Source organism: Rossellomorea vietnamensis (genome assembly GCF_001305855.1).
Lineage (GTDB): Bacteria > Bacillota > Bacilli > Bacillales > Bacillaceae_B > Rossellomorea > Rossellomorea vietnamensis_A.
Genome location: NZ_LIXZ01000001.1, coordinates 262,494 through 288,572, shown reverse-complemented (window position 1 = coordinate 288,572; position 26,079 = coordinate 262,494). Strand labels below are relative to the sequence as shown.

The window sequence follows — 26,079 nt, the reverse complement described above, 5'->3', positions numbered from 1 at the left end:
ATAGAAACCAACCACTTCACCATCCAGGTGAAGTGGTTGGTTTTTTTTTAGGAAAAGGGATAATTTAACAACGAATTATGATAGAATGAAAAAATGATATATTTAGAAAATTTAATCAATAGAGTGAATGAGGGGGAAAAAGAATGAATCGATTGGATTCAATCAAGAGAGAGATGAATAAAGTGCTAGTGGGGAAGGACAAAGAAATCGACCTGTTATTAATTGCCCTACTTCAAGAAGGACACGTTCTATTGGAGAGTGTCCCCGGGACAGGTAAGACTTTGCTCGCCAAAACATTCAGTCACTGTATCGATGGAGCATTTAAAAGGATCCAATTCACACCGGATGTATTACCGAGTGATGTGACAGGTATACAGTTTTTTAATCCGAAAACACAGGAATTTGAACTAAGGACAGGACCCGTAGTCACGAACGTCCTCTTGGCAGATGAGATTAACAGGGCCACTCCGAGAACGCAGGCGAGTTTACTCGAAGTAATGGAAGAAAAACAAATCACCATAGACGGTGAAACCGTCCCATTAGAGCCACCGTTTATCGTGGTTGCCACTCAGAATCCGATTGAATCCCAGCAGGGAACTTTTCCTCTGCCTGCGGCTCAGCTGGACCGATTTTTATTGAAGATTCCGTTTACGTATCCTGATTTTGAAGAAGAAAGAGGAATATTAAATCGCTTTAAATCAGCCGAACCATTAAATACAGTCAACAAAGTGTTAAGTCTTGATGAGTTACAATCATTGACCCGCCAAGTTAAAGAAGTACATATATCCGAGGATATCGAAACATATATCCTTCAAATTACGAGGGGAACAAGGGAACATGAATGGGTGGAGGTAGGTGCAAGCCCACGAGCGAGCCTCGCACTTCTCAAGGCCTCTCAGGCTCAAGCATTCCTCGAAGGCAGGGATTTTGTAAGACCGCAGGATATTGTAGCCGTTGCCCCATATGTACTGCAACACCGGATCCAATTAACGATAGAGTCTTCCTTAACGAGAACGGCCGAAGAAGTGATCGAGCAAATTGTAGAAATGTCCGTTACTCCTGTAGAAGCGAGGCAAGCTTAGTGAAGTGGAAACGTGACATTGTCGAAGATCCCTATATATCCTTGACTCTGGTCCTGCTTGTCATCGTTGGGGCAGCAAGCTTTTATGTACATTCCTATGTAGGATTAGGTATTTTTTTGTTGATGATCCTCTATTTCAGGGTCCATCAATGGTATCTATTGAAAGTTGGTGAAGGCATCAGCATTGGAAGGACCACGAAGAGAATTAGGCTGCATTGCGATGAGGAGCAAAAGTGGGAATTTCAACTTCAAAACAAAGGCATGTCCATTTGGGGTGCGACGTTGAAAATCACATTTAAAGATATCGTCATCCCCACTATGCACCCCTACTCGTCAGGGGTGGAGGAAAAAATTGAAGTGTCCATCCCATTCTCCATCCGCAAAAATGATGAAGGAAGCATCTCCATACCAGTTCGAGGAAAAAGGAGGGGATTATGCAAGATTACCAATATGCAGTTAGAAATCCCCCACTTATTCGGAAGTGGTAAAGTACTCTTGGATTTACTCGATAATGTCCCGTCCACCATTATCGTATTCCCTGCAGATTCTCCCGTGAAAATGGCTGAGCAACAGCTCACATGGAAACAGGGGGACGTCCCCATCCAACATTCATTATTTCATGATGTCTTTCATCAGATAGGGACAAGGGATTACATCCAAGGAGACCGCTTTCAGGATGTTCACTGGAAGGCAACTGCCAGAACCGGCAGCCTTCAAACGAAGATCTATGCACCAGCTACCCAAAAAGAGTGGATGATCGCCATCAATCTATCTGATCGCTATGCCATCACAAACCAGCTCGAAGAAATCATACAATATGCCTCCTATATGATGAGGCTTGCGGTAGAACAAAATATCACTTTCTCCCTTGTCTTAAACGTGAGATCCCAGGGCGGGACCCCGTACTATTATCTTCCGCCCGGAATAGGAAGGGTTCACAGGCAGAGAGGGATGGAAATGCTTTCTACTCTATCGACAGATGAGTTTACAATCCCATTCCATATTGTTCTGAAGCATTTATACCTCAGACAATTGGTTCCTTCTGTATTTATTGCTGCAGGGGCACTGGGGGCACGTGAAGAAGCTTTATTGATAAAGATTGAGAAACAGAAAATCCAAGTTTACAAGTTGAATTCAGAACAAAAACAAGGAGTCGTCACACTATGGAAACGTTCGCTGAAAGTTCCTTCTTGATCAAACATAAACAAATGCTCATGGTGAAAATGGGGCTGCATGTCGGGATCGATATTTTATTCGCCCTATTAATGACCACATTCCTTTTTGCCAAAGAAGTACTATTAAGCACCTACGTCCCGGCCCTTTGTATGGTACTTGTCATAGTAATGACATTTCTCATACTAAGCACGATAAAACCATCCGTATATAAACTATTGTTAGGGGCACTCGCTATTTCTCTAGTTCTAAGCATCTACTTCTTCTCTGCCGCATGGTGGGTGATGTTAGCTGTATTGGTTTTTTTACATTGGAGAATCACGTCTTATTCCAAAAATAAAGATGCATCCATCGAAGTGAACAGTGGATCTGTCCTGATATTTTTATTTATCGCGTCGGTTTCATTATTGACAGGTTCCATAAGAGACATGGGAAATACGTATATCATCTACAGCCTATTATTCATCTTATTTTCAATCATCATCACGCTCACGCCGATTCAAAGAATGCTTGGCGATGTAAGAAACGGCCATAAAAGAGTGCTGTTGAAACCAATGGGACTCTGGTTCTTAGTAACATTGGCGGGAGGCCTGATAGCGGTATTCAGCTCGTTGGCCAGTAAAGGGATCTATTGGGGAGCAGAGAAGGTGTTTTGGGTATTTTCTTTCTTGGTGGATCCAATTTATCATCAGTTAATAAAATTAAGAGACATGTTCTTAAGTACGAGGGATGCTCAGGAGGGAGATGGAAGCGAAGTTCAAAAACAGGATTTCGGAGAGGCACAGAATTTTGAACTTAGTCAGGGATTATCATTTTCCTGGGTGAATGAAGTTCTGCTGGGATTACTGGTCATAGCAGTCATCATTTATTTAGTGAAGAAACGGAAATCCTCCTTTGACATGGCAAGGGAGGCAGAAAATTCTCCAACGATGATGACTCAAAAGATCGTAACCCCTGTCGAGGATGATGAAAGGGATCGAATTTCGTATTCAAAAGCAAGGGACGTAATCCGGCTATCGATGGAGAAGCTCGAGGGGGAAGCTCACATATGGGGAGCGGGAAGACAACAGAATGAGAACGTTCAATTATGGTTCAAACGAATCGGCCTCAGTGAATCTGAACGATTTTTCTCTCTTTATGAACGCGTTAGATACGGTCAATCCGTTCCAAGTCAGCAAGAAGTCGATTACTTCACAAATCAGATTGAACACCATATCGGTGAGTTGAAAGAACGGGAAGATCTATAGAAGAAGCCAGTGCTTACACGAGTCGTTTTTGTAAGCATTGGCTTCTTTAAATTCTGTTCGGTGGGGTATGATAGAGGAGAGGAGGAATCGTGTATGTTGTATGAATTAAGAGATGTGCATTATAAAGATATATTACAAATTAAGGAGATGGACATTTCTGAGCACCAGACGACCTGCCTTGTAGGGGAAAGCGGTGCCGGAAAATCTACTCTATTAAAATTGTTGAATAAAATGAATATACCAGATAGCGGTCATATCCGTTATAAAGGGAATTCCTTGAATAAGGTGGATCCGGTGGAGCATAGGAGAGAAGCGGTCATGATTTCTCAAACACCTCTTCTTTTTGGAGAAACAGTGGAAGAAAATCTTCAGAAAGGACTTGTCTTTTCAGAAAAGCACCTGGCAAACCGGGAGGAACTATTGAAGATATTGACCATTGTCAAGCTGGATAAACCATTGGATGCTCCTGCTGAACAGCTGTCTGGCGGCGAACGCCAGCGATTATCCCTCGGCAGGGTGTTAGCCATGAAACCTGCTGTCTATTTATTGGATGAACCCACGTCGGCTCTTGACGAAGAAACAGAGATCGAAGTGATGAAAAGCTTTATTACATGTGTAAAAGGGCATGGAGGGACCATCATCATGGTTACCCATTCGACAAATGTGGCCAAACAATACGGAGAAGAAATCATTACGATTTCAAAATAGCAAAAGGAGAGTTTGTCATTGGAAAAAGGAATTATCGATATAGAATTATGGAGATTTATTGCAGCGTATGTCTTTGTTCTTCTCTTGTTATTCATCGTGAAATGGAGGGGGATCTCCAGGGAAAAACAAATCATACTCGCTTCATTCCGGATGACCATTCAACTGATAATCGCTGGATATATCCTAACGTATATTTTTGATCATCCGAGCCCTTGGCTTACCTTGAGCATCATAGTCGTAATGGAAGCTTTTGCTATCAGGAATATATTCAAGCAGGTCAAGTATGAAATGGATCAAAAGCTGAAAGGGATTACAGCCTTATCTTTATGCGCAGGAACCCTGATCAGCTTGATTTATTTCAATATGGTCGTCATCCACTTCTCCCCATGGTATGAACCAAGATACTTCATTCCGATTGCAGGGATGATTGTGGGGAACGCGATGACGGGCATAACACTTGGAATCAATACCCTACTCGGGGGATTGATAGATCAGAGAGAAAAAGTAGAAGGTGCATTGATGCTGGGGGCAACCCCTAAAGCTGCCTCTAAGACCTATTTGGATAACGCATTTGATTCTGCCATCCTCCCCACTCTAAATAATATGCTTGGGATGGGCATCATTTTTCTGCCTGGAATGATGACAGGGCAAATTCTTTCAGGAGTTAGCCCCCTGGTGGCCATTGAATATCAAATTGCCATTCTGTTAGGCATTGTCGGAAGCGTTGCATTGACTGTCGTCCTATTTATTTTAATGGCATATAAGCGGCTATTTACAAAGGATGCCCAATTGAATATTTGATAGTTTTTCCCGTTCTAATCTAGTTTCCTCGGCATATGCTAGAGAAAGAATGATAGGAAGGGGAGGGTTCAATTTGAAATACGAAATAGAGCAGGCACTTCGGGTTAAAAGCCTTGCCATCGATGTGATGGAAGAACTGATGAAAGAAGACAGGAAGTATAGTGTACAAGAATTAAAGCAGCTGTCAGAATTATTCTCCCGATGTATTTGTGACTTGGTAAATGTATACTCAAATATCTCCGAAGATCATGAAATGACATTGAAAGGGACGGTCATAAAAGCAAAGATCGGCTATAACCTCATGAAGGCAGAAGTGGTTGAAAAAGAATAGTATGACAATGAAAAGACTGACTCATACTAAAGGCTCCATCTCCAATAGATATGGGGTCTTTAGAAGTCGTTTTTTCTTTGTGTTTTAAAATAAATCATCAAATTTTACATAATTAGGTTCATAACAGTGGCAAATTTATGAAATACTAAAAAAATCAAGCTTTACAATTGTGTATATGCTCATTGCATGCTATTCTTTTTTATTGAACAGCTTTATAGGAATATTGGATTAATCACTAGAAATAGTTGACGTTTTATTCATAATCCATTACTTTTATGAAGCAACTAAAAACAAGATAATTGAAGGAGTCGATTCACATGGCACAAAAAACATTTACAGTTACAGCTGAAACAGGAATTCATGCTCGTCCGGCAACTCTACTGGTTCAAACGGCAAGCAAATTCGACAGCGATGTACATCTAGAATACAAAGAAAAGAAAGTAAACTTAAAATCAATCATGGGTGTTATGTCTTTAGGTGTTGGTAAAGGTGCAGAAATCACAATCATTACTGAAGGTAGTGACGAGGAAGAAGCGTTAAACAGCTTACAGGAAACATTGAACAAAGAAGGTTTAGCTGAGTAATGTCCAGTCTCTTAAAAGGAATTGCGGCATCAAATGGTATTGCCATCGCGAAAGCGTATCGCTTAGTCGAACCTGACCTGAGCTTTGAAAAGAAGAGCGTAGACAATGCAGAACAGGAAGTTTCACGCTTCCGGGATGCCATTGCGACATCTAAATCAGAGCTTGAAGCGATCCGTGATAAAGCGAGAGTTGATTTAGGGGAAGACAAAGCTCAAATCTTTGAAGCGCATCTTCTTGTCTTAAGCGATCCAGAACTACTGACACCTATCGAAGACAAAGTAAAATCAGAAAATGTAAACGCTGAATTCGCCCTTAAAGAAACAGCGGATATGTTCGTAGCCATGTTTGAATCCATGGATAACGAGTATATGAAGGAACGTGCTGCGGATATCCGTGACGTGACGAAGCGTGTCCTATCACACCTCCTGGGCGTGCAGATTGCAAACCCTAGCATGGTAACAGAAGAAGTGATCGTGATTGCAGAGGATTTAACTCCTTCTGACACGGCACAATTAAATCGTGAATTCGTTAAAGGATTTACGACAGATATCGGTGGAAGAACATCACATTCGGCCATTATGGCCCGTTCAATGGAGATACCGGCTGTAGTGGGGACGAAATCCATTACTTCCTCTGTTGAAAATGGTGACATGATCATCGTTGACGGATTAAATGGAGAAGTACATATTAATCCGACACCGGAAGTCATCGAAGAGTACAAGAAAGAACATGCCCGTTATGAAGAGCAAAAGGCTGAATGGGCGAAGCTCGTTGACGAACCTACGGTTTCTAAAGATGGGGAGCATGTTGAACTTGCTGCCAATATCGGGACACCAAAGGATCTTGAAGGGGTAAAGAATCACGGCGGAGAAGGTGTAGGACTGTATCGTACAGAATTCCTATACATGGGTCGTGACGAATTACCGTCAGAAGAAGAGCAATATGAAGCTTATAAGGCTGTATTAGAAGGAATGGAAGGGAAACCCGTGGTGGTTCGTACCCTTGACATCGGTGGGGATAAAGAGCTTCCTTACTTAAATCTGCCGAAAGAAATGAACCCTTTCCTTGGGTATCGTGCAATCCGTCTTTGTTTAGATGAACAGGATATCTTCCGTACCCAGCTTAGAGCGTTATTGAAGGCAAGTCCATTCGGAAACTTGAAAATCATGTTCCCGATGATTTCAAATCTTCAAGAGTTCAGAGAAGCGAAAGCGATCCTGGAAGAAGAGAAAAAAGCCCTTCTTGAAAATGGGACAACAGTAGCTGATCACATTGAAGTGGGGATCATGGTGGAAATCCCTTCAACTGCTGTAATGGCGGATGTCTTTGCCAAGGAAGTTGATTTCTTCTCAATCGGGACAAATGATCTTATTCAGTACACAATGGCTGCCGACCGCATGAACGAGCGCGTTTCCTACTTATATCAACCGTATAACCCTGCCATCTTACGTCTTGTGAAAATGGTGATCGATGCGGCTCATAAAGAAGGAAAATGGGCAGGCATGTGTGGAGAAATGGCTGGAGATGAGATTGCAGTACCGATCTTACTTGGATTAGGTTTGGATGAGTTCTCAATGAGTGCAACGTCCATTTTGAAGGCACGGTCTCAAATCCGTCAGTTGAATCGTTCTGAAATGAAGGAACTGGCTGAACAGGCACTTCAATTAGACACCAATGATTCGGTTATTTCTGCAGTGAAAAAAGCGACATCAATGGAATAAATTTAGGTTTAGATGATGGAAATGAGGGTAATATATCTGTGAAGAATAAGGCACACACCCTTTGGGCCTTTTTATTCTCATTTCCCCCTTTCTTGTGGATTGAAGGAACGCTTGGTTCTTTCAATCCCTTTTTCTTTTTAAAAGGGGATTATACAAGTGGTTACCATTTTACAAACCACGTTCAAACTTCATTCCCGAATTCACTTGTTTATTATACTGTATGAAAGCGCTTTTTTAAAGTGTTTTACTAAAATAACTTTTTCGGGCACCGGTTGTGTTTGGAAGGTCCATAAAATAATTATTGAGCGGTGTTCCGCAAACAAAAAATTTTTTTTAAAAAAATAGAAAGATGGTTTATCATCTTTAAAAGCGGGTATTCTATAATTAAGCATGAAATTGGAGATTAATTTCTCACTAACACCCCCTTTTCCTTTTTTTATTGAACTAACTCAGTTAACTGTGTTGGTTCTTTTTTTTGGGAATTTGTCCATTGAATAGGACTTGAGGTGAAGATGAATAATAAGTAGGCTGATCTTTCAAATGGATTAGCAGATCATTAAAGGGGGAGATCATCAATGGCAAAAAGGACAAAGAAAAATGATCCACAGCAAAAAAACAAAAAAGGCTTTGATTCTTCAAAGATCAATGCTGAATTTGCCCATGAAATCGGGAGTGCAGCCACCAATAAAATCCACAACGACAAAGCGAAAAAAGAAAAAGCACCTAACAACAATGGTGAATATAAAGGGTAATGATAAAGAGGGACGGACCTTGATGCAAGGTCCGTCCCTCTCATTAGGATTGGATGAAGGATTGAAGCCGGTCGAGTCCTTCTGTCAGTTGATCCATGGAACAGGCGTAAGATAGACGGAAATAGCCTTCTCCAAGTGGGGAAAAGGCGTCCCCGGGAACGACAGCCACCTTTTTCTCCTGGGCCAGGGCCAGGGAGAAATCAAATGAGCTTAACAGTATGTTATCCGGTATTTTCACGAAAAAGTAAAAGGCGCCGTGGGGTTTGACGATTCCTTCAAATCCCATATCCACAAGTCTGTCGTATACATAATCCCTTCGTTTCTTATACTCTTCCTTCATATCTATAGCATCATCTTTTCCGGCTGTCAGAGCTTCATAAGCTGCTTTTTGGGAGATGGACGAAGCGCAGGACACATTATATTGGTGTACCTTCAATAGGTGCTTTGAAATGGCTTCAGGAGCGAAAATCAGGCCGATCCGCCAACCTGTCATACTATGTGACTTTGATAATCCATTCACGATGATCGTTTGCTCTCTTAAATACTCTGCAATGGAATGATGTGAACCATCAAAGGTAAGTTCACTATATATTTCATCAGCCAATACAAAAATGTCGCGGCTCTTGAGTATTTCGGCAATTTCCTTCAGTTCTTCCTTTGATAAGCTGACCCCTGTTGGGTTCGAGGGGTAAGGAAGGATGATGCATTTGGTTGAAGGGGTCAGGCTGCCCTCGATCAATGCTGCATCTAGTTTAAACTCATTCTGGGTAATATCGATGTGGACCGGATTGGCACCACATAGTTTGATGATGGGTTCATAACCGGGATATACGGGCCCTGGAAGGAGACAGTCGTCACCCTGGCAAAGAATCGTCCGAAGAATCACATCGATTCCCTGGGACGCACCATTTGTGACTATGACTTCTGTTGCAGGGTCATAGTCCACATGATATTTTTCTTTGACGAATGAAGCAGCCGCTTCACGTAATTCGATATATCCAGCATTGTGGGTATAAGAAGTGAAATCTCCATCAATGGCCGCTTTCCCTGCCTCTTTTATATGTTGAGGGGTAGGGAAGTCAGGTTGACCGATGGTAAGGGAGATCATATCGTCAATGTCTGACACCATGTTGAAAAATCGTCGTATACCAGAAATTTGTATATCCCTGACCCTGGGGTTAATATGCTGTTCCACTATGTACACCTACTTTGATCGTTTGATTCATATTTTAACATTAAATTGAATGGTTACGCAGGGATTTGTTTGAATGAAGGAGAAAAAGGGAAAGGATAAAAAATGAAAAAAGACAGTTAGGGAGAGCCTTATGATCCGAACAAGTATAATCATGGAAAACGGGGAAATCCAAAGTGATGTTCCTTTATCAAGAATAAAAGAAAAAGATGTAAAATGGTACTGGGTGGATTTCTCTGAGCCTTCGAGCAAGGACATCAGATTACTTAAGTTGTATTTTCGATTTCACCCCCTTGCGATCGAGGATTGTTTGGACGATTTCAGTCAACGTCCCAAGCTCGATTTCTATAATCAATACATCTTTGTACTCATGCACGGAATCAATTCAAAAACCCTTGATTCCCATGAGGTGAATATGTTTGTGAATTCAAGATTTATTGTTACGTTCCATAAAGAACCTGTCAGTCCATTAAATCAAATATGGGAGGAAATGAAAGAAGAAGGGGCCCAGCTCAGCCCGTTTAAAATCATGCACAGAATCGTTGACCGGCTCGTGGATGATTACTTCCCCCTTGTGTATAAGATAGAAGACCGCCTCAATACGATTGAAGACAACACGAATGAAGAAGCCGACAGTGACCTAATGGATGAGTTATTTGATATCCGACATGATATGTCAAAGCTCCGTCGCACCCTGGTGCCGATGAGGGATCTATTGTATCGCATCAGTAACTCGGGCAGATTGAATGCACTGAAGGAAGAGCAGCTGTATTTCAATGACGTATATGATCATTTGATAAAGCTTGTTGAAATGCTTGAATCTTATCGCGAATTCTCATCGGATATACGTGATAATTATTTATCGATCAATTCCGATAAAATGAATAACATCATGATGACATTGACAGTCATCACGACGATTTTCATGCCCCTTACCTTTATTGCAGGTTTATATGGGATGAACTTTGTCAACATGCCTGAACTCGATGAGCCCAATGCTTACTTCATCGTCCTCGGGGTCATGGGACTCATCGCACTGATCATGTTTGGCTTCTTTTTGAAAATAGGCTGGCTGCGTTTCGGCTCGAAAAAGAGAAGGAAGAGAAGAAGGCTCCTTCGTTTAAAATAGTCAGACAGCTGTTATTACGGTGATTTCTGAATAAATTGTTAGTGAAATGTAGATTTTTTTATGAAAAAACGTTATATTGGTTGAGGACAATAGAAGAAGAATTGGGATGAAGGACGACTCCCGAGAGGTTCTAGCACAACCCTCTATAAAAAACTAAGGAAAACGGCATCCTTAGGTGTCGTTATTTTTTGTTAGTGGCAATGTATTGCCGATATTATAGAGTCTTACAGAATCTCTTTCTTCTTTTCATGGCAAAAGAGCCTGTAGAAAAGAAAGGAGAACCATATATGAACACAGAGAAAGCGTTAGTCGTATTCAGCGGAGGTCAAGATAGTACAACGTGTTTATTTTGGGCAAAGAAAGCATTTAAAGAAGTAGAAGCAGTGACATTTAATTATGGTCAGAGACATGTTGCGGAACTGGACTGTGCACGAGAGATTGCAGAGGATTTGAATGTGCCTCACCATGTATTAGATATGAGTTTATTGAATCAACTGGCACCAAGTGCATTAACAAGAACGGATGAAGAAATCACACAAAAAGAAGGGGAATTGCCTTCTACTTTTGTTCCGGGAAGAAATCTATTATTCTTGTCATTTGCCGGGATTCTGGCAAAGCAGATCGGGGCGAAACATATCGTGACCGGTGTATGCGAAACAGATTTTAGCGGCTATCCTGACTGCCGGGATATTTTTGTGAAATCCTTGAATGTTTCCCTCAATCTTTCCATGGATGAACAGTTTGTCATTCATACTCCCCTTATGTGGATCAATAAGGCAGAGACGTGGGAAATGGCCGACGAATTAGGAGCGTTCCATTATATTCAGGAAAATACCCTTACATGTTATAACGGGTTGAAAGGGAGCGGGTGCGGGGAATGCCCGGCTTGTGAACTTAGACAAAAGGGATTAGATGAATATATAAATGAAAAAAAAGGAGGAGAGGGTCTATGATTCAACAGATCTATCCGACTCCCGACCATCCTTATGAATTTGAATTAAATAAAGATATGCATTTTGCAGCTGCCCATTACATTCCACATGCTGATGCGGGAAGTTGTCAGGAAGTGCATGGTCATACTTACTTCGCCAATATCACGATTGGGGGAGACCAACTCGATGATTCTGGATTCCTTATTAATTTCCAGCACATAAAAAAACTGATCCATAAACGATTTGATCATACCATCATCAATCAGGATGAAAGGTTTTCTTCTGAGAAAGGGATGGAATTTCCTACAACTGAAGTGGTGGCAAAGGTGATGTGGGAAATCATTCAGGATCATTTAGACACACTTCCTCACAGGCCACAGTGTCTTCAAGTATTTTTAAGGGAAACTCCTACCAGCTATTGTATTTACAGACCAAAGGGGAAACGCTCATGAAGAAAATTCCCGTTCTGGAAGTGTTCGGTCCAACCATCCAAGGGGAAGGGATGGTCATCGGCCAAAAAACAATGTTTGTCAGGACTGCCGGGTGTGATTACAGCTGTGCCTGGTGTGACTCAGCCTTTACGTGGGATGGGTCTGCCAAAGAAGATATCGTGCTCATGACAGCACAGGATATTTGGCATCGCTTGCTTGAAATAGGAGGAGATCGATTCTCCCATGTAACGATTTCAGGTGGGAATCCTGCTCTATTGGCCAGCTTGAAGGAACTTATTGACATTTTCAAAGAAAATGGGATAGATTCAGCCCTAGAAACACAGGGAAGCCGGTGGCAGGATTGGTTTTATGATATCAGTGATCTGACCATATCTCCCAAGCCTCCAAGTTCAGGCATGGTGACGGAATTTGAGAAACTTGATGAAATCGTTCATCGATTAAAAGAGAATCGTTCACAGTTCAGTTTAAAAGTGGTGGTGTTTGACGATTTCGATTTAGAATATGCCACTCGCATCCATCATCGCTACCCCGGTGTACCGTTTTATATCCAAACAGGCAATCCTGCCGTTACAGAAGGTGACACAGCCAAGCTCGTTTCAGATTTGCTGTTGGATTATGAAACACTTATAGATAAAGTGTGTGAAAGAGCAGATTTAAATAATGTTCGTGTGCTACCTCAACTCCATACGTTGGTATGGGGGAACAAGCGAGGGGTATAGAAATGAAAAGCGATTGATGGACTTCCATACAATCGCTTTTTTCTATTGTGTCGAGCCAATCAAGGTCGGGGATCTTCATCCGACTCATTCCTGCGCTTTTGTCCTTCAATATAAGACAGTTCATCCGGTTCATCCTTGCCTTCTGAATTCTTCCCGAGAGCAATCAAGGGAAGATTGTTCTGTGCAGGCAGAATATGGTCAGTAATATCATCAAAATCAGGCAGGCCACTATCTTCATAACCTCTACGATCCCTCATAACAACACCTCCTGTTCATAGTATGGATCCGGAATTCATTACTAGTCAGTTATTTTTCTTGTCCGCATGTAAAGAAGTTCCTGGTTTGTTCGATATAAGTAGGGAGGGCAATAATGTATGGAAGGACGAAAATCATTGAATCAATCAAACGGAATACTTCTCGAAAGCGGTACAAATGAACTTGAAATCGTTGAATTCGAGGTTCAAAACAATAAATTTGGGATTAATGTCATAAAAGTGAAGGAAATCATCCAGCCTGCTGCGGTGACACCGATTCCCCACTCACACCCCCATGTGAAGGGACTTGTTCAATTAAGAGGTGAAGTGCTGCCGGTCGTTGACATGGCCAGGGTGCTTGGGGTGGAAGAAGAAGAAACACCGAAGTCAAAATATATTGTAGCTGAATTCAATCAGCAGAAAGTCATCTTTCATGTTCATAACGTCACTCAGATTCATCGCATTTCATGGAATCAAATCGAGAAACCTTCAGACATGTATTCAGGTGTCCATTCGGGAATAATCGGGGTGATCAAGCGGGAAGACACCATGATCCTTCTTTTGGATTTTGAGAGCATCATGCTCGAGATCAATCCTGAAACAGGAATCCGTGTAGATCAAGTGAAAAAATTAGGTCCAAGAGAGAGAAGGAACAAGAAAATAATTGCAGCTGAGGATTCCCCATTACTTCGGAAGCTGTTGAACGACACCTTGAAAGAAGCGGGATATGAGGATGTAGAGTTCTTTGAAAATGGTGCCGATGCATTTCAATACTTAGAATCCATTGTGGATGGAAACCAGGACGTGAAAGAAAGCGTACATCTTGTACTGACGGACATTGAAATGCCACAGATGGATGGACATCATTTGACCAAAAGAATCAAAAATCATCCGAAGCTTAATACACTCCCGGTCATCATATTTTCATCTCTGATTACAAACGATTTAAAGCATAAAGGCGAGATGGTAGGGGCGGAATATCAGATCAGCAAACCCGAAATCGCTGAGCTTATTTTAAAAATCGATCAGTATATTCTGTAATCCCACTATAAAAGGGTTTTGACAATTGTCAAAACCCTTTAGAGGATATATGCGTTACTGTACTAAAATCAGTGGGTATTAAAAGAAGCTGTCGCCCAATTTTTTGAATACAGGCTTTTGATATTGATTCTTTCCCGTCTTTCGGATCTGATCGGTATGATCTGACATGCCTGTATACTTTTCCAGAATCCCTTTTGCCTGTTGCAATCCCATTTTACATTTCGGGTTTCGCAGGCTTTGGTCGAGGGATCCCAAATGTGGAAGCTCTTTGAAATCTTCCTTTGCAGGAGGGAGATGAAACGTATATTCTCCGCAATCAATCAAGACATCCGATTGTTGTTGACTGTTCTTAGGGTTTTTAGAGAAGTGAAGTCCCACTTTTTTGGCCTTGCCTTCCCTGATCATTTTTATTAAGGCTCGTTTTTTTAATGAATATAAGTATTTTGGGTTACCTGCTGTTTTCGCATGACGATTCACAGTGAAAATAGCTTGAGAGAGGGTGATGACAGATGTGGAAGAAGGGGTGGATTTACTAGTGTTTCTCAAGTTATTGGCTCCTTTCTAGTGTATTCTTCTCTATTATACCCCCTTTCCCTATGATTGGAAAGGCTACCGAGGGGAGTTTATTGTTTAAAGTCTCAGGGACGTGCGGTGGGGAGAACTGAGAGGAAGTGCAATGAAGGCTCTGCCTAAACAATGTAAGGTTAGGCGAGCCCTCTGATTATCGTCCGGGGTATATATTAATATTCTCAGTAAAGTTATTCGGTGAAGATTGGAAACTGTTGACACCATAGGGTTGTGGATAGCCGGGATAAGCATACCCTCCGTAAGGCGGATAAGGCGGGTAGCAACCATAGCAAGGTCTGTTGAAAAGCAAAGGACTGATGGCCAATCCTGCTAAACCTCCTGCTAAGAATGGTAATCCAAAGAATGGGAAGAAACGCTGATCGCCACCTCTGTAAGGCGAATAGCTTGGATGTGGGTAATATGCATATTGGTACATAATTAAAGAAACCTCCTCTCTCTAATCATTCTATGGTTCATGATCAACCTGTGCGCCTGTCCCTTATAGATTGGGCTGATACTGTGCACTTTCGGGGGAATACAACGAATATTCTTACAGTAATGTAGGGAAATCAAGAGCGAACTAGTAAAATGGAATCAGGATGCATGATACAGATAAAAACATAAGCATAAAAGGATGAAGAATCCATGAAATGGAAAGATATTACCACCACCATCAGTCAAGCACAAGCACAGAAGTGTATCGACACAGTCTTGAAGGAATTAATATTAGACCATATACACGATATGATTTTCATTATGAAGGTAGAAGAAGGGAACATTTTCAGGTACGCCTATGTCAATGAATCTGCTAAGAGGTACACATCCATCCAACAGGAGGATATGGGGCGCTTATTGGAGGAAGTTATGCCTTTGGAAGTGGCACTCGACTTACAGAAGAGATATACGGAATTAGTGGAGACTGGTGAAAGTATTACCTATCAGGACTCATTTAATGCAATGGATGGAAATCAAGTAGTGAATGAGTCCATCCTGACACCAATTACGAATGAAAGTGGACAAGTGGAATATGTCGTTTCCATTACAAGGGATATTACGCCTTCAATAGAAGAAAAGATGAAATTGAAGAAAGCAAAGGAACGATACAAATCCATCATAGAACATAATCTAGACGCGATTTTTATGTTGGATGCACAAGGAATCATTAAGGATTCGAATAGAGCAGGATGTTCACTATCTGGATATTCAAAAGAGGCACTCACCAACATGAATATCTTTGATTTAATGAAGGCTCAGAATCGCAAGGTATTGGATGATGCCCTTATACGAACGTTATCTGGGAATCCATCTTCCATAGATTATTGTCTTTTTTTGAATGAAAGAAGCGAAGAAAGAATCACCCAATTGAAATTGGTCCCCATCGTCGTAAACCAAAAATGTGACGGATGTTATATCATCGTGAAAGATATCACCAAGCATCATGAACAAAGTGAAATGATCCATTATATGGCCCTTCATGACCAACTAACGGGAATATGGAACAGGAAGGCATTGGATGATCATATCCCTTTGATCATTCACAATATGGAAGAAAGGGGAGTAGAACTTTCCCTTTTATACCTGGATCTGGACCGGTTTAAATTTGTGAATGACACATTGGGGTTAAAGGGGGGCGACCGTTTTCTGAAAAGGATCACAGAGCGACTGATCACTCTCACCAATGAGGATTGCTTACTGTACAGGCAAGGTGGAGATGAATTCATCTTCCTCTTGAAAAATAGCAGCTTTGAAATTACAAAGACGAAAGCAAAAGAGATTCTTGCATTATTTATCGACCCTTTTACAATCGACAGTCAGGAATTTTATATATCCCCCTCCATCGGCATTAGTCGTTATCCCGCAGACGGCTATGATTCCAATTCCCTCATTCAAAAAGCCGCCCAGGCTCTGTTTGAGGTGAAAGAAAAAGGAAGGGCACATTATCGTTTTTACCAAACCCATATGAAATCAAGTTTTCCAAACTATATCATTATGGAATCTCATTTGAGAAAAGCGATAGAAAAAGGAGAGTTATATGTCCATTATCAGCCACAAGTAAATTTATCGACTGGAAGCATCGACAGTTTCGAAGCTTTGATTCGCTGGAATAATCGTAAATTTGGATTCGTGTCACCTGCCCAATTCATTCCGCTTGCTGAAGAAACAGGTCTGATTCATCAAATTGGCGAATGGGTGTTGGAGCAGGTTTGTATCCAGTTACAAAAGTGGAGGGTCAAGGGATACAGGTCGGTGCGGGTGGCCATCAACATTTCCCCGAAGCAATTTTTGCAGGAGCAGTTAGTGGAAACCATCGACTTCTATTTATCCACGTATAGTATCCCCGCTTACTGCATAGAAATTGAAATTACGGAGGGAGCTATGCAAGATACCCAGCAAACCTTGAAAATGCTGAAAAAACTGAAAGACCTTGGAGTATTCATATCTGTGGACGACTTCGGCACGGGTTACTCTTCCCTTCATTATTTAAAGCGATTTCCCATTGACGTATTAAAGATCGATCAATCGTTCGTCAAGGAAATTGGGATGAATCATAAGGACTCAGCTATCACGACAACGATCATCCATCTTGCCCACAGTCTGGGTCTTGAAGTCATAGCAGAGGGAGTGGAGCGTGAGGGTCAAGTCGACTTTTTGAAGAAGGCAAATTGTCAGAAGGCTCAAGGGTATTTTTTTAGTAAGCCGATAGGGCCAAAAGAAATTGAGCAGCAGCAATTCGTCCTCATGTAAATCTATAAGGTCTTAAAGATAATCCAGAGTATCACCTTAAATGTTTGACAGAGTAATTCCTATGACTTATTTTAAAGTGAGGAGAGTAATAGGTTCATAGAAGGATAAGGGAAGGATCCCCATTCGATTGAATCACGGTTCCTAATGCTTTATGAAGGAGAGGGATTATGAAAAAGACAAAACGCATGGAAATCCTCTTTCTCCCTACCGAAAGAGGAACGATCAGAGTGTATGTATACGGATTTAAATCTCCTCGATCTTTAGGTCAGGTAGTTGTTTCATATAATGATGTTTCAGTTGAAGCAAAAGGATATAAGCGAAATAAGACAATCATTAAAGCACTTGCCCAATTACACGAGCTCATCGTAAATAATCCGGATGGTTAGCACTAAGACTGATTTTTAAGAAAAAGATATTTTCTTAAAAATCAGTCTTTTTTTTACGGTAATCGTGGTTGCAGAGTATTGTTGTATGGTAAAATATGAGTGAGTATTCATTCATTAATAGGGGGAGTTACATATGGGAGAAGAACAAGTTGTCATCGTAACAGGCGGTTCGAATGGTATGGGGAAATATATGGCAAAGCACTTCGTAGAAACAGGTGCAAGTGTCGTTGTCACGGGGAGGAATGAGGAGAGGCTTCAATCTGTGAAGGAGGAGTTCTCATCTCTCAAAGGGAAAATTGAAGTTTTTCAAATGGATGTAAGGGAGCAGGAACATGTGAAGGCCATGGTCGAGTTTACGGCAGAAAAATTCGGCAAAATTGATGTTCTTATCAATAATGCAGCGGGAAACTTTATATGTCCTGTAGAAAAGCTCACTCCAAATGGGTGGAAGTCCGTCATTGATATTGTTTTGAATGGAACATTCCTATGTTCCCATGCTGTCGGGAACTATTGGATCGAACATGATCAAAAGGGATCGATCATCAATATGGTTGCAACATATGCCTGGAATGCAGGTGCTGGAGTCGCTCATTCAGCAGCGGCTAAAGCGGGTGTTTTATCGTTGACAAGAACCTTGGCCGTTGAGTGGGGTCATAAGTATGGTATCCGCACGAATGCGATTGCACCGGGACCTATCGAACGTACCGGAGGAGCAGAGAAGCTGTGGATCTCAGAAGAAGCTGCCAAAAGGGCCATCGACAGTGTACCATTAAAACGTTTGGGAACACCGGAAGAAATTGCAGGACTTGCCTTTTTCCTTGCCTCTGACAAAGCGGCCTATATTAATGGAGAATGCATCACGATGGATGGAGGCCAATGGCTGAACCCGTTTCCATTTTGATCTCTCATGTTCATAAAGAGCGCTCATCCTAAAAAGCTTTCCCCCTTCTTGTTCAAGTGACAGGAAAGGGAAAGCTTTTTGGGTTCTTCTTTTTTAATTCATCTGAATAGTTGTGTTATAATTATGCAAAAAAATATGAGTGATGGTGGGGGAGTGCTGAATGGACGCATTAGAGATATTATCCAATATAGAGAAAGTAATTCCGTACTTTCAACCGATCTTCAGTGCAGATGAACATAAAATCATCGGTTACGAGGTATTTGGAAGAATGGATATGGGGAATGAAGAAGTCGAAAGTCTTGGCCCATTCTTCGGTGACGATGAGATACCCGATGAATATAAAATTGAGGTCGATGAACGGGTCACACGGTCTGCCCTGGAAAAATTTTCAGCAGAGAAACAAGAGGGGTACATATTCTTGAACCGGGATGCCAGGTTACTTATGCTCGATCACGGAGAGTCCTTCCTTGAGCTTCTTCTGGAATATGAAAAGAAGGGTTTGGACTTAAACCGGACAGTGATCGAATTGTCAGAAAAAACGTTTGTAGGCGACTTTGATCAATTGGTCCATCTTCTCCTCTATTACAAAACATATGGAATAAAAATTGCCATCGATAATATCGGCGGTAACAGCGGTCAATTGGATCGGCTATCACAGTATTCGCCGGATATACTGAAAGTGGATCTATATCAACTTCGTAATGATGCGGGGAATAAAGTGTATAAAGATATTTTATATAGCTTATCGATGCTGGCGAGAAAGATCGGGGCATCCCTGTTGTTCGAAAATATCGAAATCAACTACCAGCTCCAATTTGCCTGGCTGAATGGGGGCAGGTATTACCAGGGCTTTTATTTAAAGCATCCTTCCGACTCCTTTCTCCAACCGGATCTGTTAAAAGAAAAGCTGAAAGAAAAATGCCAGGACTATATCCGCTATGAAAAGAAACATCTGGAAGCAGGCTATGAATTCGCTGACGTTCTGCATAAAGAAATCAGTCAAACATTGATGGCGTTGAAGAAACAGACGTTTGAGTTCGATGATCTTTTATTTGAGTTGGCCAGGCATTTTTCGGATAAATGCTTCCGGTTATATATCTGCGATGAAAATGGATTCCAAGTCACGAGTAATGTCGTGAAAACCGATCAAAAATGGAAGATTGAACCAAGGTACAAAGGAAAAAATTGGAGCTGGCGCCCGTACTTCCTGGAAAATATCATTCGGATGAGAATCGATAAAAAAGGTTTGCTTTCCGATATTTATAGTGACATCGATTCAGGGGAGTCCATCCGCACGTATTCCTATCCATTCGGAAATGGACTTTATCTCTTCATGGACCTCTCGTATGAATTTTTATTTGAAGAAGAGGGTTTGCTTTTTTAGGTGTCCAGCTCCTTTTCTAGAATAGGCACCTTCCTGTTGGGACAAATTATTCTAAAGGACAATTTGTAAGGAGGGGCTGTATTGAGTATATTTATGATTGTGCTTGCGTTGATTGTTTTGGCGCTTGCTGGTTATTCACTTGTGTATACTTTTAGACTGGCGGGGCAGGAAAAACGGTTGAAGGGTGACTTTGACACAGACATTCCCGACGTCGTGAAAGAGCACCCATTCATCCGTAATCCCGTGTTTTTATCCATTTTGATTGGTACCATTCTGATTACATTATTCATCATTTACTGGTCGATACGCTATTTATCATAATAAGTGAAGGATGCTGCATGAAGATCATGCGGCATCCTTTTTTGGTTAAATGTACCAACAATATATGTGTTTGAGCGCACCGGACAGGGGGAATTTTACAATCAAACCAAAAAATATGTCAGTCATTGTTAGGATTTAACGAATGAATGGTATCCCATCGACATTTTTCTATTGCTACAATAATTTCATCTACTAAGAATAGGAGTGAAAATACATGGGTAAGAAAAAATTATCGCTATTATTTTTCATTTTAGTCCTCGTAACAGCAGCTTGTGGACAAGCCAGTCAAATACAGGCATCCGGGTTCACGAAGGAGAATGCATTATCCCTTGTTAAGGAAGCTTTTCAAACTCAAGTATCCTTGAGTGAAAAACCACAACCGAAGAATCAAATTGAGGATAAGCTGTCAAAGTATCTTACAAGTAGCCTTACAGCAGGTTTTATGAGTGAAAACGTATATGAGGTAGACGGTGGGTACATAACATTCGGCTCTGATTTCGCCTCGCACTATGTACCATATTTTCATTATGATGATTCGACCAAGGCACAATACATAGATGGGAAATGGTATGTCTGGGAAGAAAGAACAAAAGAAGAGGAAGGACCTGTTTCCAGCATAAACGGCATCGAAGCCGTGGTGTTGAGTGAAGAAGAAGGAACATGGAAGGTTTCCTCGATCACGTATGAATTACCGGAAACAGTTCAACGATCACACTGATAGGGTAAGGTGGCCCCGGGATGCTTTGAGGAAATGAAAAGCATCCCGGGGCCACCTTTTTAATGAAATGAATTATTTGTTTAAGGCAGCAGACAGGGCTTCCAGGTTGAAGCCTGAAATTACTTCCGAATCAATGGTGACGGTAGGGGTGGAGTACGAATTCAATTGATTGATAAGATAGTTTCTTGCCTGCTCATCTTTTTTTATGTTGATTTCTTTATAGTTCACATTATGTTCTTTCAAGAACATTTTGACCACTTCACAGGGTGGGCATTCGGGTTGAGAGTACAGTGTGACTTCCTTCATGATGAACGGTCACCTTTTTGTTGTTTTATGAAATAATCTACGATCCCCATTGCAGAAACGTTCATATCCAACTCCAACAATGAGTAAATAGGGTTGTTTGGATCGATCCCTTTTTGAGCCAATTCCCTTCCTGTAAGTTCGATTAGCAGGGAGGTGATGGTTCTTACGTTCTCCTCTATTGTAACACTGGAGGAGTATTGTTCCTCACTCTTTTTTACGAGTAAATCCAGCCATTTTTCTACTTCGGTAAGGGCAAAAGACACTTCCTCGCTTACGCCGTAATGACCAAAATACAACCGGTCGAGATGAAGACTTCTATACAGGCGAATGGAATCCTTCATTTTCTCAGGATCAAATTGATTGGGAGAGGTGGAAGGGAAATAAAAACGCTTCGACCCTATGGTGTATTGAATCCCACACGTATCGCCTGTGAACATCCCGTTTGAAGTGGAATCCAAGATGCTGAGGTGATGATCGGCGTGTCCCGGGGTATGATAAAACGTTAGCGTGCACGTATCACTGAGTCTCAGCTTTTCTTCATGGGCCATCACGAGGATTCTCTCTTCAGGAATCGGTACAATCGGATCGAATAGTTCATCGAATTTTTTACCGTAAACCGCTCTGGCCCCTGAAATCAATCGCGTGGGATCGGTGAGATGACGCTTTCCTTTCGGGTGGACTATGATACTCGCATTAGGGCACTCTTTTAGAAAAAGACCTGCGCCTCCAGCATGATCAAGATGGATATGGGTTAAAATTATGTATTGAATATCTTCAGGATTAATGTTTAACTTAGAGAGACCTTTTTTTAGATGAGGGATAGAAGGACTGGCGGATGTTTCGATTATGGTCAGTGCCTCTTCGTTTATTATATAACTGCCTGTACGTTCCTTTAAGGATAAATCCATTAGATCAACTAATGATATTCGGGAATCAATACGGTAAATACTCATCGAATCAATCCTTTCATTGAGAGAAGATAGTAATCACCTTTCATTATAAAGGAATTTAAGCGGAAAAAGGACAAAACATTAGATTTCACAGGATAGAATCTGGTACAATGCAAAAGCTATGACCAAGAATTAGATCAGGAAAGGAGAGAGTGATTATGTCTCAGCTTCTTGGAATTATACAAAGATTAAAATCATTACAAGAGCAAGGTGAACAAGGGGAAACTCAACAACGATTTTTTGAATACAATGGTAAGAAAATCTGTGAGGTGAAGTATCTTCCCAAGCAGGATACATTCGAGATTGAAGTAATGAATGAAAAAGGAAACAGCTTTCCTTTTGATAACATAGACATTACAGCCATTGAAATTTTCGAACTTCTACAGGAAGCCCAACAAGATTAAACACTCAAAAGGTAACCATCCGGTTATCTTTTTTAGTCTTTTAACCAATCGTTTTAACATACATTTTTCTTCCAATGTGTTAAAATGGATGGTGTCAGTTTCTTTTGTCTGTAAGCGTCACGCAAATTCTTATTGATTAAATGAGGGGTTATACATGATTTCATTGAGTAGCAAGGAGTTATTAGAAACGAATATTAAGGATTTCATTATTCCTTCTGAGAAGGTCGCTCATGTTCAAATGGGGAATTCCCTGGAGCATGCGTTACTATTACTCACAAAGAGCGGTTACTCAGCCATCCCTGTCCTTGATCCAACGTTCCGTTTCCAAGGGTTGATCAGTTCAAGTTTAATTACCGATTCGATTCTGGGTCTCGAACGTTTTGAGTTTGAAAAACTTGAAGCAAAAAAGGTAGAGGAAGTCATGACAACAGATTTTCCGATTATCTCTTTACAAGCAGATTTCAAGAAGGCTTTGGAATTATTAGTCGACCACCCATTCTTATGCGTGGTGTCCGACGATGGCTATTTTGAAGGGATCATGACAAGAAGAGTCGTGTTAAAGCAGCTTCAACGACAGCTGTTTAGAAGGGATTAAATCCTTTATAGCAGTTACATACTGAAAAAATTTTAGAGGATGGCACATTTGTCATCCTCTTTGTTCTTTCATTAGATAAGATAAACCCTTCAGCTTTATTGCTGTCCTGTTCTATCGCCCAATCCTTAAAACAACAGGTTCTTCCCGAGCTGCAGGATGAGAATGAACGTCAAAATGTTTAAAAGCATCCCGAGGTGTTTCATAGAGAGCCTTGATGCCAGTCTTACGGCCAACTGAGCTCCTATGAGTGCACCCAATGCAAATGGAACGGCGACACCCCACTCAACATGACCATTGTGAAAATAGACAGTGAATGCCCCTAAACAACTGACAAACGTTTGAAAACGGGTAAGGGCCACCGATTTTAAATACGACAGTCCATGAAATAAATGTGTGTACATTAGCATAGTTGCCTGCCCTGGTCCGAATAATCCGTCGTACGTACTGATGAAATACAGAAGCCCGTAGACTCTGTAGTGTTTCTGTGTCCTTTCCTTTGGCTTGAATCCCTTTAGAAGGCTTAATGCCAGGGCAAAGAGAAGGAAGAAGAAAGCCATCCATTCAAGGAGGGAAGGTGGGATCTTATCCGATAGAAAGGCCCCTGTCAGCCCACCTGCGAGTGCAATGGGAAGGATGGGCAAACATTCCTTCCATGTGACTTTCCGGTCCCTCAAAAGATAAGTGAAACTCGAAAATGAACTGATAATATTCGAAAATTTAGCTGTTGCAATCGCTGTATGAATCGGTAACCCCAACAGAAGCATGACGGGCATACCGATCAGGCCGCCGCTTCCAGCCAGCGTACCTATAAGGGCCACAATCACACCTGTGAAAAATAATATCACTTCCATTTGTCACACCTCTTTTCTGTCTACTCTCAGTGTATTCGAATTCAGCTAATAATGAAATTTTATATAATTTAAGATATAATATAAGAAAAACTTATGAAGGTGAACACAATGGCATTTTCGGAATATCAGCTGCTCCATGTACTTGCCCAGGAAATGAATATGAGAAAAGCGGCTGAACGGTTATTTGTATCTCAGCCAGCTTTGTCCCAGAGACTCCAGACCATTGAAAAGGAATGGGGGACGAAATTATTCATCCGTTCCCAAAAAGGCCTTTCACTGACTCCGGCTGGAGAACTTGTCGTGAAACTTGCAGATGAGATGCTGCAGAAGGAAGAAAGTGTGAGGGAGAGGATCCAGGCCCTTGAGTTTGAAGTTCACGGAACGTTGAAAATTGCCTGTGCCTCGATCGTAGGGCAGAATTGGCTTCCGAAGGTTCTTAAGCGCTTTGTGGAAACCTATCCACATGCGAAGATTTCTTTGATGACCGGATGGAGCAGTGAAATTCTTAAAGCTATCTATGAAGACGAAGTGCATATCGGGATCATCCGGGGCACACCGGATTGGAAAGGGCCGAAACACCATTTATTTCAGGATACACTGTACTTGGTGGATAGAGAAATCCAATCCATAGAGGAAGTCATGAAAACGGATCGTCCCTTTATCCAATTTAAAAGTGATTCGAATTATTATCAGGAAATACAAGACTGGTGGCATCGCCAATTCCAGACCACGCCCAGGCGGACGATTGTGGTGGATCAAATTGAAACGTGTAAGCAGATGACTTTAAACGGAATCGGCTATGCCATCCTGCCAGCCATCACGTTGGACGGCATGGAAGAAAATATTTATAAAATCCCCCTCATCGATGAGCATGATTCACTCATCCATCGTGATACATGGTTACTTGGTTACGAGTCTGCCTTTCAATTACGGCAGGTGGAAGCATTTGTGGAAGTTGTAAACGAATTCATCCATGAAAACTCATAGGATTCAACCTTATGGGTTGTCTTCCACCCTTTAATCTGATAAAGTAATTCAAGAAACGAATTCTGAATTTATACATAATTACGGAGGGAATTCTTATGAACATGATGGATGCAAACGAAATTATTTCTTTTATTCAAAATAGTACTAAATCGACTCCAGTAAAGGTTTATGTAAAAGGAAATCTTGATGGGATCAACTTCGGTTCTGCCCAAACGTTCCTGCAAGGAACTTCAGGGGTGGTTTTCGGAGAGTGGAGTGAGCTTTCTACAATTCTTGAAGAAAATAAAGATAAAATCGAAGACTATGTAGTGGAAAATGATCGCCGGAATTCTGCGATTCCTCTTCTTGACCTTAAAGGAGTGAAGGCCCGGATCGAGCCAGGTGCCATTATTCGTGACCAGGTCGAAATCGGTGACAATGCTGTCATCATGATGGGGGCGATGATCAACATAGGTTCTGTAGTAGGCGCAGGAACGATGATCGATATGAATGTTGTACTCGGTGGACGTGCAACAGTAGGAAAGAATTGTCATATCGGGGCAGGGGCAGTGCTTGCAGGAGTCATCGAACCACCATCTGCAAAGCCCGTGGTTATTGAAGATGATGTCGTCATTGGTGCCAATGCCGTTGTCCTCGAAGGTGTAACGGTTGGAAAAGGGGCTGTTGTGGCAGCTGGAGCGATTGTCGTGGATGATGTTGCTCCATACACGGTTGTGGCAGGTACCCCTGCAAAGAAATTGAAAGATATTGATGACAAAACAAAATCAAAGACAGAAATCAAACAAGAATTACGTCAACTGTAATCCAGCCAATCATAGAAGATAGAAGATAGAAGAAAGAACGGACG

Annotated in this window: 30 protein-coding genes and 1 riboswitch; of the genes, 24 read left to right on the top strand and 6 right to left on the bottom strand. The window is 41.5% G+C overall.

The features are described 5' to 3' along the window. The first annotated feature begins 143 nt into the window (after positions 1–143). From AM506_RS01440 to AM506_RS22920, 9 genes are all read left to right on the top strand, one after another. Positions 144–1,082 carry an AAA family ATPase gene (locus AM506_RS01440; protein WP_060670076.1) on the top strand — a complete coding sequence of 313 codons (939 nt, stop codon included), beginning with the start codon at positions 144–146 and terminating at the stop codon, positions 1,080–1,082. Further along, positions 1,082–2,275 (top strand): DUF58 domain-containing protein, encoded by a 1,194-nt coding sequence (locus AM506_RS01435; protein ID WP_060670074.1) that lies wholly within the window; start codon positions 1,082–1,084, stop codon positions 2,273–2,275. Before AM506_RS01440 ends, AM506_RS01435 begins: the two co-directional genes overlap by 1 nt. Then, positions 2,245–3,501: a hypothetical protein gene (locus AM506_RS01430; protein WP_060670072.1), complete on the top strand. Its 1,257-nt coding sequence runs from the start codon at positions 2,245–2,247 to the stop codon at positions 3,499–3,501. Before AM506_RS01435 ends, AM506_RS01430 begins: the two co-directional genes overlap by 31 nt. Before the next feature lie 93 nt (positions 3,502–3,594). Further along, entirely contained in the window at positions 3,595–4,209 is a 615-nt protein-coding gene (locus tag AM506_RS01425; RefSeq protein WP_235576016.1) for an ABC transporter ATP-binding protein, read from the top strand. 18 nt (positions 4,210–4,227) lie between these two features. Then, positions 4,228–5,010, top strand: a complete 783-nt coding sequence (locus tag AM506_RS01420; RefSeq protein WP_060670070.1) for an ABC transporter permease — start codon at positions 4,228–4,230, stop codon at positions 5,008–5,010. A gap of 73 nt (positions 5,011–5,083) precedes the next feature. Next, a complete protein-coding gene (locus AM506_RS01415; protein ID WP_060670068.1) occupies positions 5,084–5,341 on the top strand; it encodes a hypothetical protein in 258 nt (85 codons plus the stop codon). A 317-nt stretch (positions 5,342–5,658) separates the two neighbouring features. Next, a complete protein-coding gene (locus AM506_RS01410; RefSeq protein ID WP_034756145.1) occupies positions 5,659–5,925 on the top strand; it encodes a phosphocarrier protein HPr in 267 nt (88 codons plus the stop codon). Beyond that, complete coding sequence (gene ptsP, locus AM506_RS01405) at positions 5,925–7,646, top strand: phosphoenolpyruvate--protein phosphotransferase (RefSeq protein ID WP_060670066.1); 1,722 nt, start codon at positions 5,925–5,927, stop codon at positions 7,644–7,646. Before AM506_RS01410 ends, ptsP begins: the two co-directional genes overlap by 1 nt. A gap of 575 nt (positions 7,647–8,221) precedes the next feature. Continuing rightward, positions 8,222–8,398, top strand: a complete 177-nt coding sequence (locus tag AM506_RS22920) for a hypothetical protein (RefSeq protein ID WP_200908399.1) — start codon at positions 8,222–8,224, stop codon at positions 8,396–8,398. A 43-nt stretch (positions 8,399–8,441) separates the two neighbouring features. On the opposite strand, the gene AM506_RS01395 is transcribed toward AM506_RS22920, so the two are convergent. Continuing rightward, entirely contained in the window at positions 8,442–9,593 is a 1,152-nt protein-coding gene (locus tag AM506_RS01395) for an aminotransferase A (protein WP_060670062.1), read from the bottom strand. A gap of 130 nt (positions 9,594–9,723) precedes the next feature. Here AM506_RS01395 and corA point away from each other — a divergent pair, with 130 nt between their 5' ends. The 4 genes from corA (at position 9,724) to queE (ending at position 12,822) form a co-directional block, all read left to right on the top strand. Continuing rightward, positions 9,724–10,719: a magnesium/cobalt transporter CorA gene (gene corA / locus AM506_RS01390; protein WP_060670060.1), complete on the top strand. Its 996-nt coding sequence runs from the start codon at positions 9,724–9,726 to the stop codon at positions 10,717–10,719. Between the two features lie 118 nt (positions 10,720–10,837). Continuing rightward, a riboswitch (PreQ1 riboswitch) is annotated at positions 10,838–10,882 on the top strand. Positions 10,883–11,006: 124 nt separating this feature from the next. Further along, complete coding sequence (gene queC / locus AM506_RS01385; protein ID WP_060670058.1) at positions 11,007–11,672, top strand: 7-cyano-7-deazaguanine synthase QueC; 666 nt, start codon at positions 11,007–11,009, stop codon at positions 11,670–11,672. Then, positions 11,669–12,103, top strand: a complete 435-nt coding sequence (gene queD, locus AM506_RS01380; RefSeq protein ID WP_060670056.1) for a 6-carboxytetrahydropterin synthase QueD — start codon at positions 11,669–11,671, stop codon at positions 12,101–12,103. The genes queC and queD overlap by 4 nt, the downstream gene beginning before the upstream one ends. Continuing rightward, a complete protein-coding gene (gene queE, locus AM506_RS01375) occupies positions 12,100–12,822 on the top strand; it encodes a 7-carboxy-7-deazaguanine synthase QueE (protein WP_060670054.1) in 723 nt (240 codons plus the stop codon). Before queD ends, queE begins: the two co-directional genes overlap by 4 nt. Before the next feature lie 59 nt (positions 12,823–12,881). On the opposite strand, the gene AM506_RS01370 is transcribed toward queE, so the two are convergent. Beyond that, positions 12,882–13,079 (bottom strand): hypothetical protein, encoded by a 198-nt coding sequence (locus AM506_RS01370; RefSeq protein ID WP_060670052.1) that lies wholly within the window; start codon positions 13,077–13,079, stop codon positions 12,882–12,884. A gap of 117 nt (positions 13,080–13,196) precedes the next feature. Here AM506_RS01370 and AM506_RS01365 point away from each other — a divergent pair, with 117 nt between their 5' ends. Then, positions 13,197–14,117: a chemotaxis protein gene (locus tag AM506_RS01365; protein WP_060670050.1), complete on the top strand. Its 921-nt coding sequence runs from the start codon at positions 13,197–13,199 to the stop codon at positions 14,115–14,117. A gap of 78 nt (positions 14,118–14,195) precedes the next feature. Here AM506_RS01365 and AM506_RS01360 read toward each other — a convergent pair whose 3' ends face one another. Beyond that, positions 14,196–14,663: a YkyB family protein gene (locus tag AM506_RS01360; protein WP_060670048.1), complete on the bottom strand. Its 468-nt coding sequence runs from the start codon at positions 14,661–14,663 to the stop codon at positions 14,196–14,198. Between the two features lie 666 nt (positions 14,664–15,329). Here AM506_RS01360 and AM506_RS01355 point away from each other — a divergent pair. From AM506_RS01355 to AM506_RS01330, 6 genes are all read left to right on the top strand, one after another. Beyond that, positions 15,330–17,429, top strand: coding sequence for a sensor domain-containing protein (locus tag AM506_RS01355; RefSeq protein ID WP_082386189.1), 2,100 nt, complete (start codon positions 15,330–15,332; stop codon positions 17,427–17,429). Positions 17,430–17,596: 167 nt separating this feature from the next. Beyond that, complete coding sequence (locus tag AM506_RS01350; RefSeq protein WP_060670046.1) at positions 17,597–17,815, top strand: hypothetical protein; 219 nt, start codon at positions 17,597–17,599, stop codon at positions 17,813–17,815. Positions 17,816–17,948: 133 nt separating this feature from the next. Continuing rightward, positions 17,949–18,716 carry a 2,4-dienoyl-CoA reductase gene (fadH, locus tag AM506_RS01345; RefSeq protein ID WP_060670044.1) on the top strand — a complete coding sequence of 256 codons (768 nt, stop codon included), beginning with the start codon at positions 17,949–17,951 and terminating at the stop codon, positions 18,714–18,716. Positions 18,717–18,876: 160 nt separating this feature from the next. After that, positions 18,877–20,100 (top strand): EAL domain-containing protein, encoded by a 1,224-nt coding sequence (locus tag AM506_RS01340; protein WP_060670042.1) that lies wholly within the window; start codon positions 18,877–18,879, stop codon positions 20,098–20,100. A gap of 81 nt (positions 20,101–20,181) precedes the next feature. Then, entirely contained in the window at positions 20,182–20,421 is a 240-nt protein-coding gene (locus tag AM506_RS01335; protein ID WP_235576015.1) for a hypothetical protein, read from the top strand. Positions 20,422–20,635: 214 nt separating this feature from the next. Next, entirely contained in the window at positions 20,636–21,139 is a 504-nt protein-coding gene (locus tag AM506_RS01330) for a DUF3993 domain-containing protein (RefSeq protein WP_060670040.1), read from the top strand. A gap of 72 nt (positions 21,140–21,211) precedes the next feature. On the opposite strand, the gene AM506_RS01325 is transcribed toward AM506_RS01330, so the two are convergent. Together AM506_RS01325 and AM506_RS01320 are read right to left on the bottom strand one after the other, a co-directional pair. Continuing rightward, positions 21,212–21,445, bottom strand: a complete 234-nt coding sequence (locus AM506_RS01325; protein WP_060670038.1) for a glutaredoxin domain-containing protein — start codon at positions 21,443–21,445, stop codon at positions 21,212–21,214. After that, entirely contained in the window at positions 21,442–22,398 is a 957-nt protein-coding gene (locus tag AM506_RS01320) for an MBL fold metallo-hydrolase (RefSeq protein WP_060670036.1), read from the bottom strand. Before AM506_RS01320 ends, AM506_RS01325 begins: the two co-directional genes overlap by 4 nt. A 155-nt stretch (positions 22,399–22,553) precedes the next feature. On the opposite strand from AM506_RS01320, the gene AM506_RS01315 reads away from it, so the two are divergent. Both AM506_RS01315 and cbpB read left to right on the top strand, forming a co-directional pair. Further along, positions 22,554–22,799 (top strand): YkuJ family protein, encoded by a 246-nt coding sequence (locus AM506_RS01315; RefSeq protein ID WP_034756109.1) that lies wholly within the window; start codon positions 22,554–22,556, stop codon positions 22,797–22,799. A 154-nt stretch (positions 22,800–22,953) separates the two neighbouring features. Next, entirely contained in the window at positions 22,954–23,394 is a 441-nt protein-coding gene (gene cbpB, locus AM506_RS01310; RefSeq protein WP_060670034.1) for a cyclic-di-AMP-binding protein CbpB, read from the top strand. A gap of 125 nt (positions 23,395–23,519) precedes the next feature. Here the strand turns inward: cbpB and AM506_RS01305 are convergent, their stop codons facing one another. Further along, on the bottom strand, positions 23,520–24,245 hold the full coding sequence (locus AM506_RS01305) for a sulfite exporter TauE/SafE family protein (protein ID WP_060670032.1): 726 nt from the start codon (positions 24,243–24,245) through the stop codon (positions 23,520–23,522). Positions 24,246–24,353: 108 nt separating this feature from the next. Between AM506_RS01305 and AM506_RS01300 the strand changes: the two genes are divergently transcribed. After that, positions 24,354–25,232: a LysR family transcriptional regulator gene (locus AM506_RS01300; protein WP_060670030.1), complete on the top strand. Its 879-nt coding sequence runs from the start codon at positions 24,354–24,356 to the stop codon at positions 25,230–25,232. 95 nt (positions 25,233–25,327) lie between these two features. Next, entirely contained in the window at positions 25,328–26,035 is a 708-nt protein-coding gene (gene dapD / locus AM506_RS01295; RefSeq protein ID WP_060670028.1) for a 2,3,4,5-tetrahydropyridine-2,6-dicarboxylate N-acetyltransferase, read from the top strand. The last annotated feature ends 44 nt before the right edge of the window (positions 26,036–26,079 follow it).

What these genes read in the sequence shown, in the direction of transcription:
- AM506_RS01440 (WP_060670076.1), top strand. Translation starts at nt 144, where the DNA reads ATGAATCGATTGGATTCAATCAAGAGAGAGATGAATAAAGTGCTAGTG.
- AM506_RS01430 (WP_060670072.1), top strand. Translation starts at nt 2,245, where the DNA reads ATGGAAACGTTCGCTGAAAGTTCCTTCTTGATCAAACATAAACAAATG.
- AM506_RS01425 (WP_235576016.1), top strand. Translation starts at nt 3,595, where the DNA reads ATGTTGTATGAATTAAGAGATGTGCATTATAAAGATATATTACAAATT.
- AM506_RS01410 (WP_034756145.1), top strand. Translation starts at nt 5,659, where the DNA reads ATGGCACAAAAAACATTTACAGTTACAGCTGAAACAGGAATTCATGCT.
- ptsP (WP_060670066.1), top strand. Translation starts at nt 5,925, where the DNA reads ATGTCCAGTCTCTTAAAAGGAATTGCGGCATCAAATGGTATTGCCATC.
- AM506_RS22920 (WP_200908399.1), top strand. Translation starts at nt 8,222, where the DNA reads ATGGCAAAAAGGACAAAGAAAAATGATCCACAGCAAAAAAACAAAAAA.
- corA (WP_060670060.1), top strand. Translation starts at nt 9,724, where the DNA reads ATGATCCGAACAAGTATAATCATGGAAAACGGGGAAATCCAAAGTGAT.
- queC (WP_060670058.1), top strand. Translation starts at nt 11,007, where the DNA reads ATGAACACAGAGAAAGCGTTAGTCGTATTCAGCGGAGGTCAAGATAGT.
- queD (WP_060670056.1), top strand. Translation starts at nt 11,669, where the DNA reads ATGATTCAACAGATCTATCCGACTCCCGACCATCCTTATGAATTTGAA.
- queE (WP_060670054.1), top strand. Translation starts at nt 12,100, where the DNA reads ATGAAGAAAATTCCCGTTCTGGAAGTGTTCGGTCCAACCATCCAAGGG.
- AM506_RS01370 (WP_060670052.1), bottom strand. Translation starts at nt 13,079, where the DNA reads ATGAGGGATCGTAGAGGTTATGAAGATAGTGGCCTGCCTGATTTTGAT.
- AM506_RS01365 (WP_060670050.1), top strand. Translation starts at nt 13,197, where the DNA reads ATGGAAGGACGAAAATCATTGAATCAATCAAACGGAATACTTCTCGAA.
- AM506_RS01355 (WP_082386189.1), top strand. Translation starts at nt 15,330, where the DNA reads ATGAAATGGAAAGATATTACCACCACCATCAGTCAAGCACAAGCACAG.
- AM506_RS01350 (WP_060670046.1), top strand. Translation starts at nt 17,597, where the DNA reads ATGAAAAAGACAAAACGCATGGAAATCCTCTTTCTCCCTACCGAAAGA.
- fadH (WP_060670044.1), top strand. Translation starts at nt 17,949, where the DNA reads ATGGGAGAAGAACAAGTTGTCATCGTAACAGGCGGTTCGAATGGTATG.
- AM506_RS01340 (WP_060670042.1), top strand. Translation starts at nt 18,877, where the DNA reads ATGGACGCATTAGAGATATTATCCAATATAGAGAAAGTAATTCCGTAC.
- AM506_RS01330 (WP_060670040.1), top strand. Translation starts at nt 20,636, where the DNA reads ATGGGTAAGAAAAAATTATCGCTATTATTTTTCATTTTAGTCCTCGTA.
- AM506_RS01325 (WP_060670038.1), bottom strand. Translation starts at nt 21,445, where the DNA reads ATGAAGGAAGTCACACTGTACTCTCAACCCGAATGCCCACCCTGTGAA.
- AM506_RS01320 (WP_060670036.1), bottom strand. Translation starts at nt 22,398, where the DNA reads ATGAGTATTTACCGTATTGATTCCCGAATATCATTAGTTGATCTAATG.
- AM506_RS01315 (WP_034756109.1), top strand. Translation starts at nt 22,554, where the DNA reads ATGTCTCAGCTTCTTGGAATTATACAAAGATTAAAATCATTACAAGAG.
- cbpB (WP_060670034.1), top strand. Translation starts at nt 22,954, where the DNA reads ATGATTTCATTGAGTAGCAAGGAGTTATTAGAAACGAATATTAAGGAT.
- AM506_RS01305 (WP_060670032.1), bottom strand. Translation starts at nt 24,245, where the DNA reads ATGGAAGTGATATTATTTTTCACAGGTGTGATTGTGGCCCTTATAGGT.
- AM506_RS01300 (WP_060670030.1), top strand. Translation starts at nt 24,354, where the DNA reads ATGGCATTTTCGGAATATCAGCTGCTCCATGTACTTGCCCAGGAAATG.
- dapD (WP_060670028.1), top strand. Translation starts at nt 25,328, where the DNA reads ATGAACATGATGGATGCAAACGAAATTATTTCTTTTATTCAAAATAGT.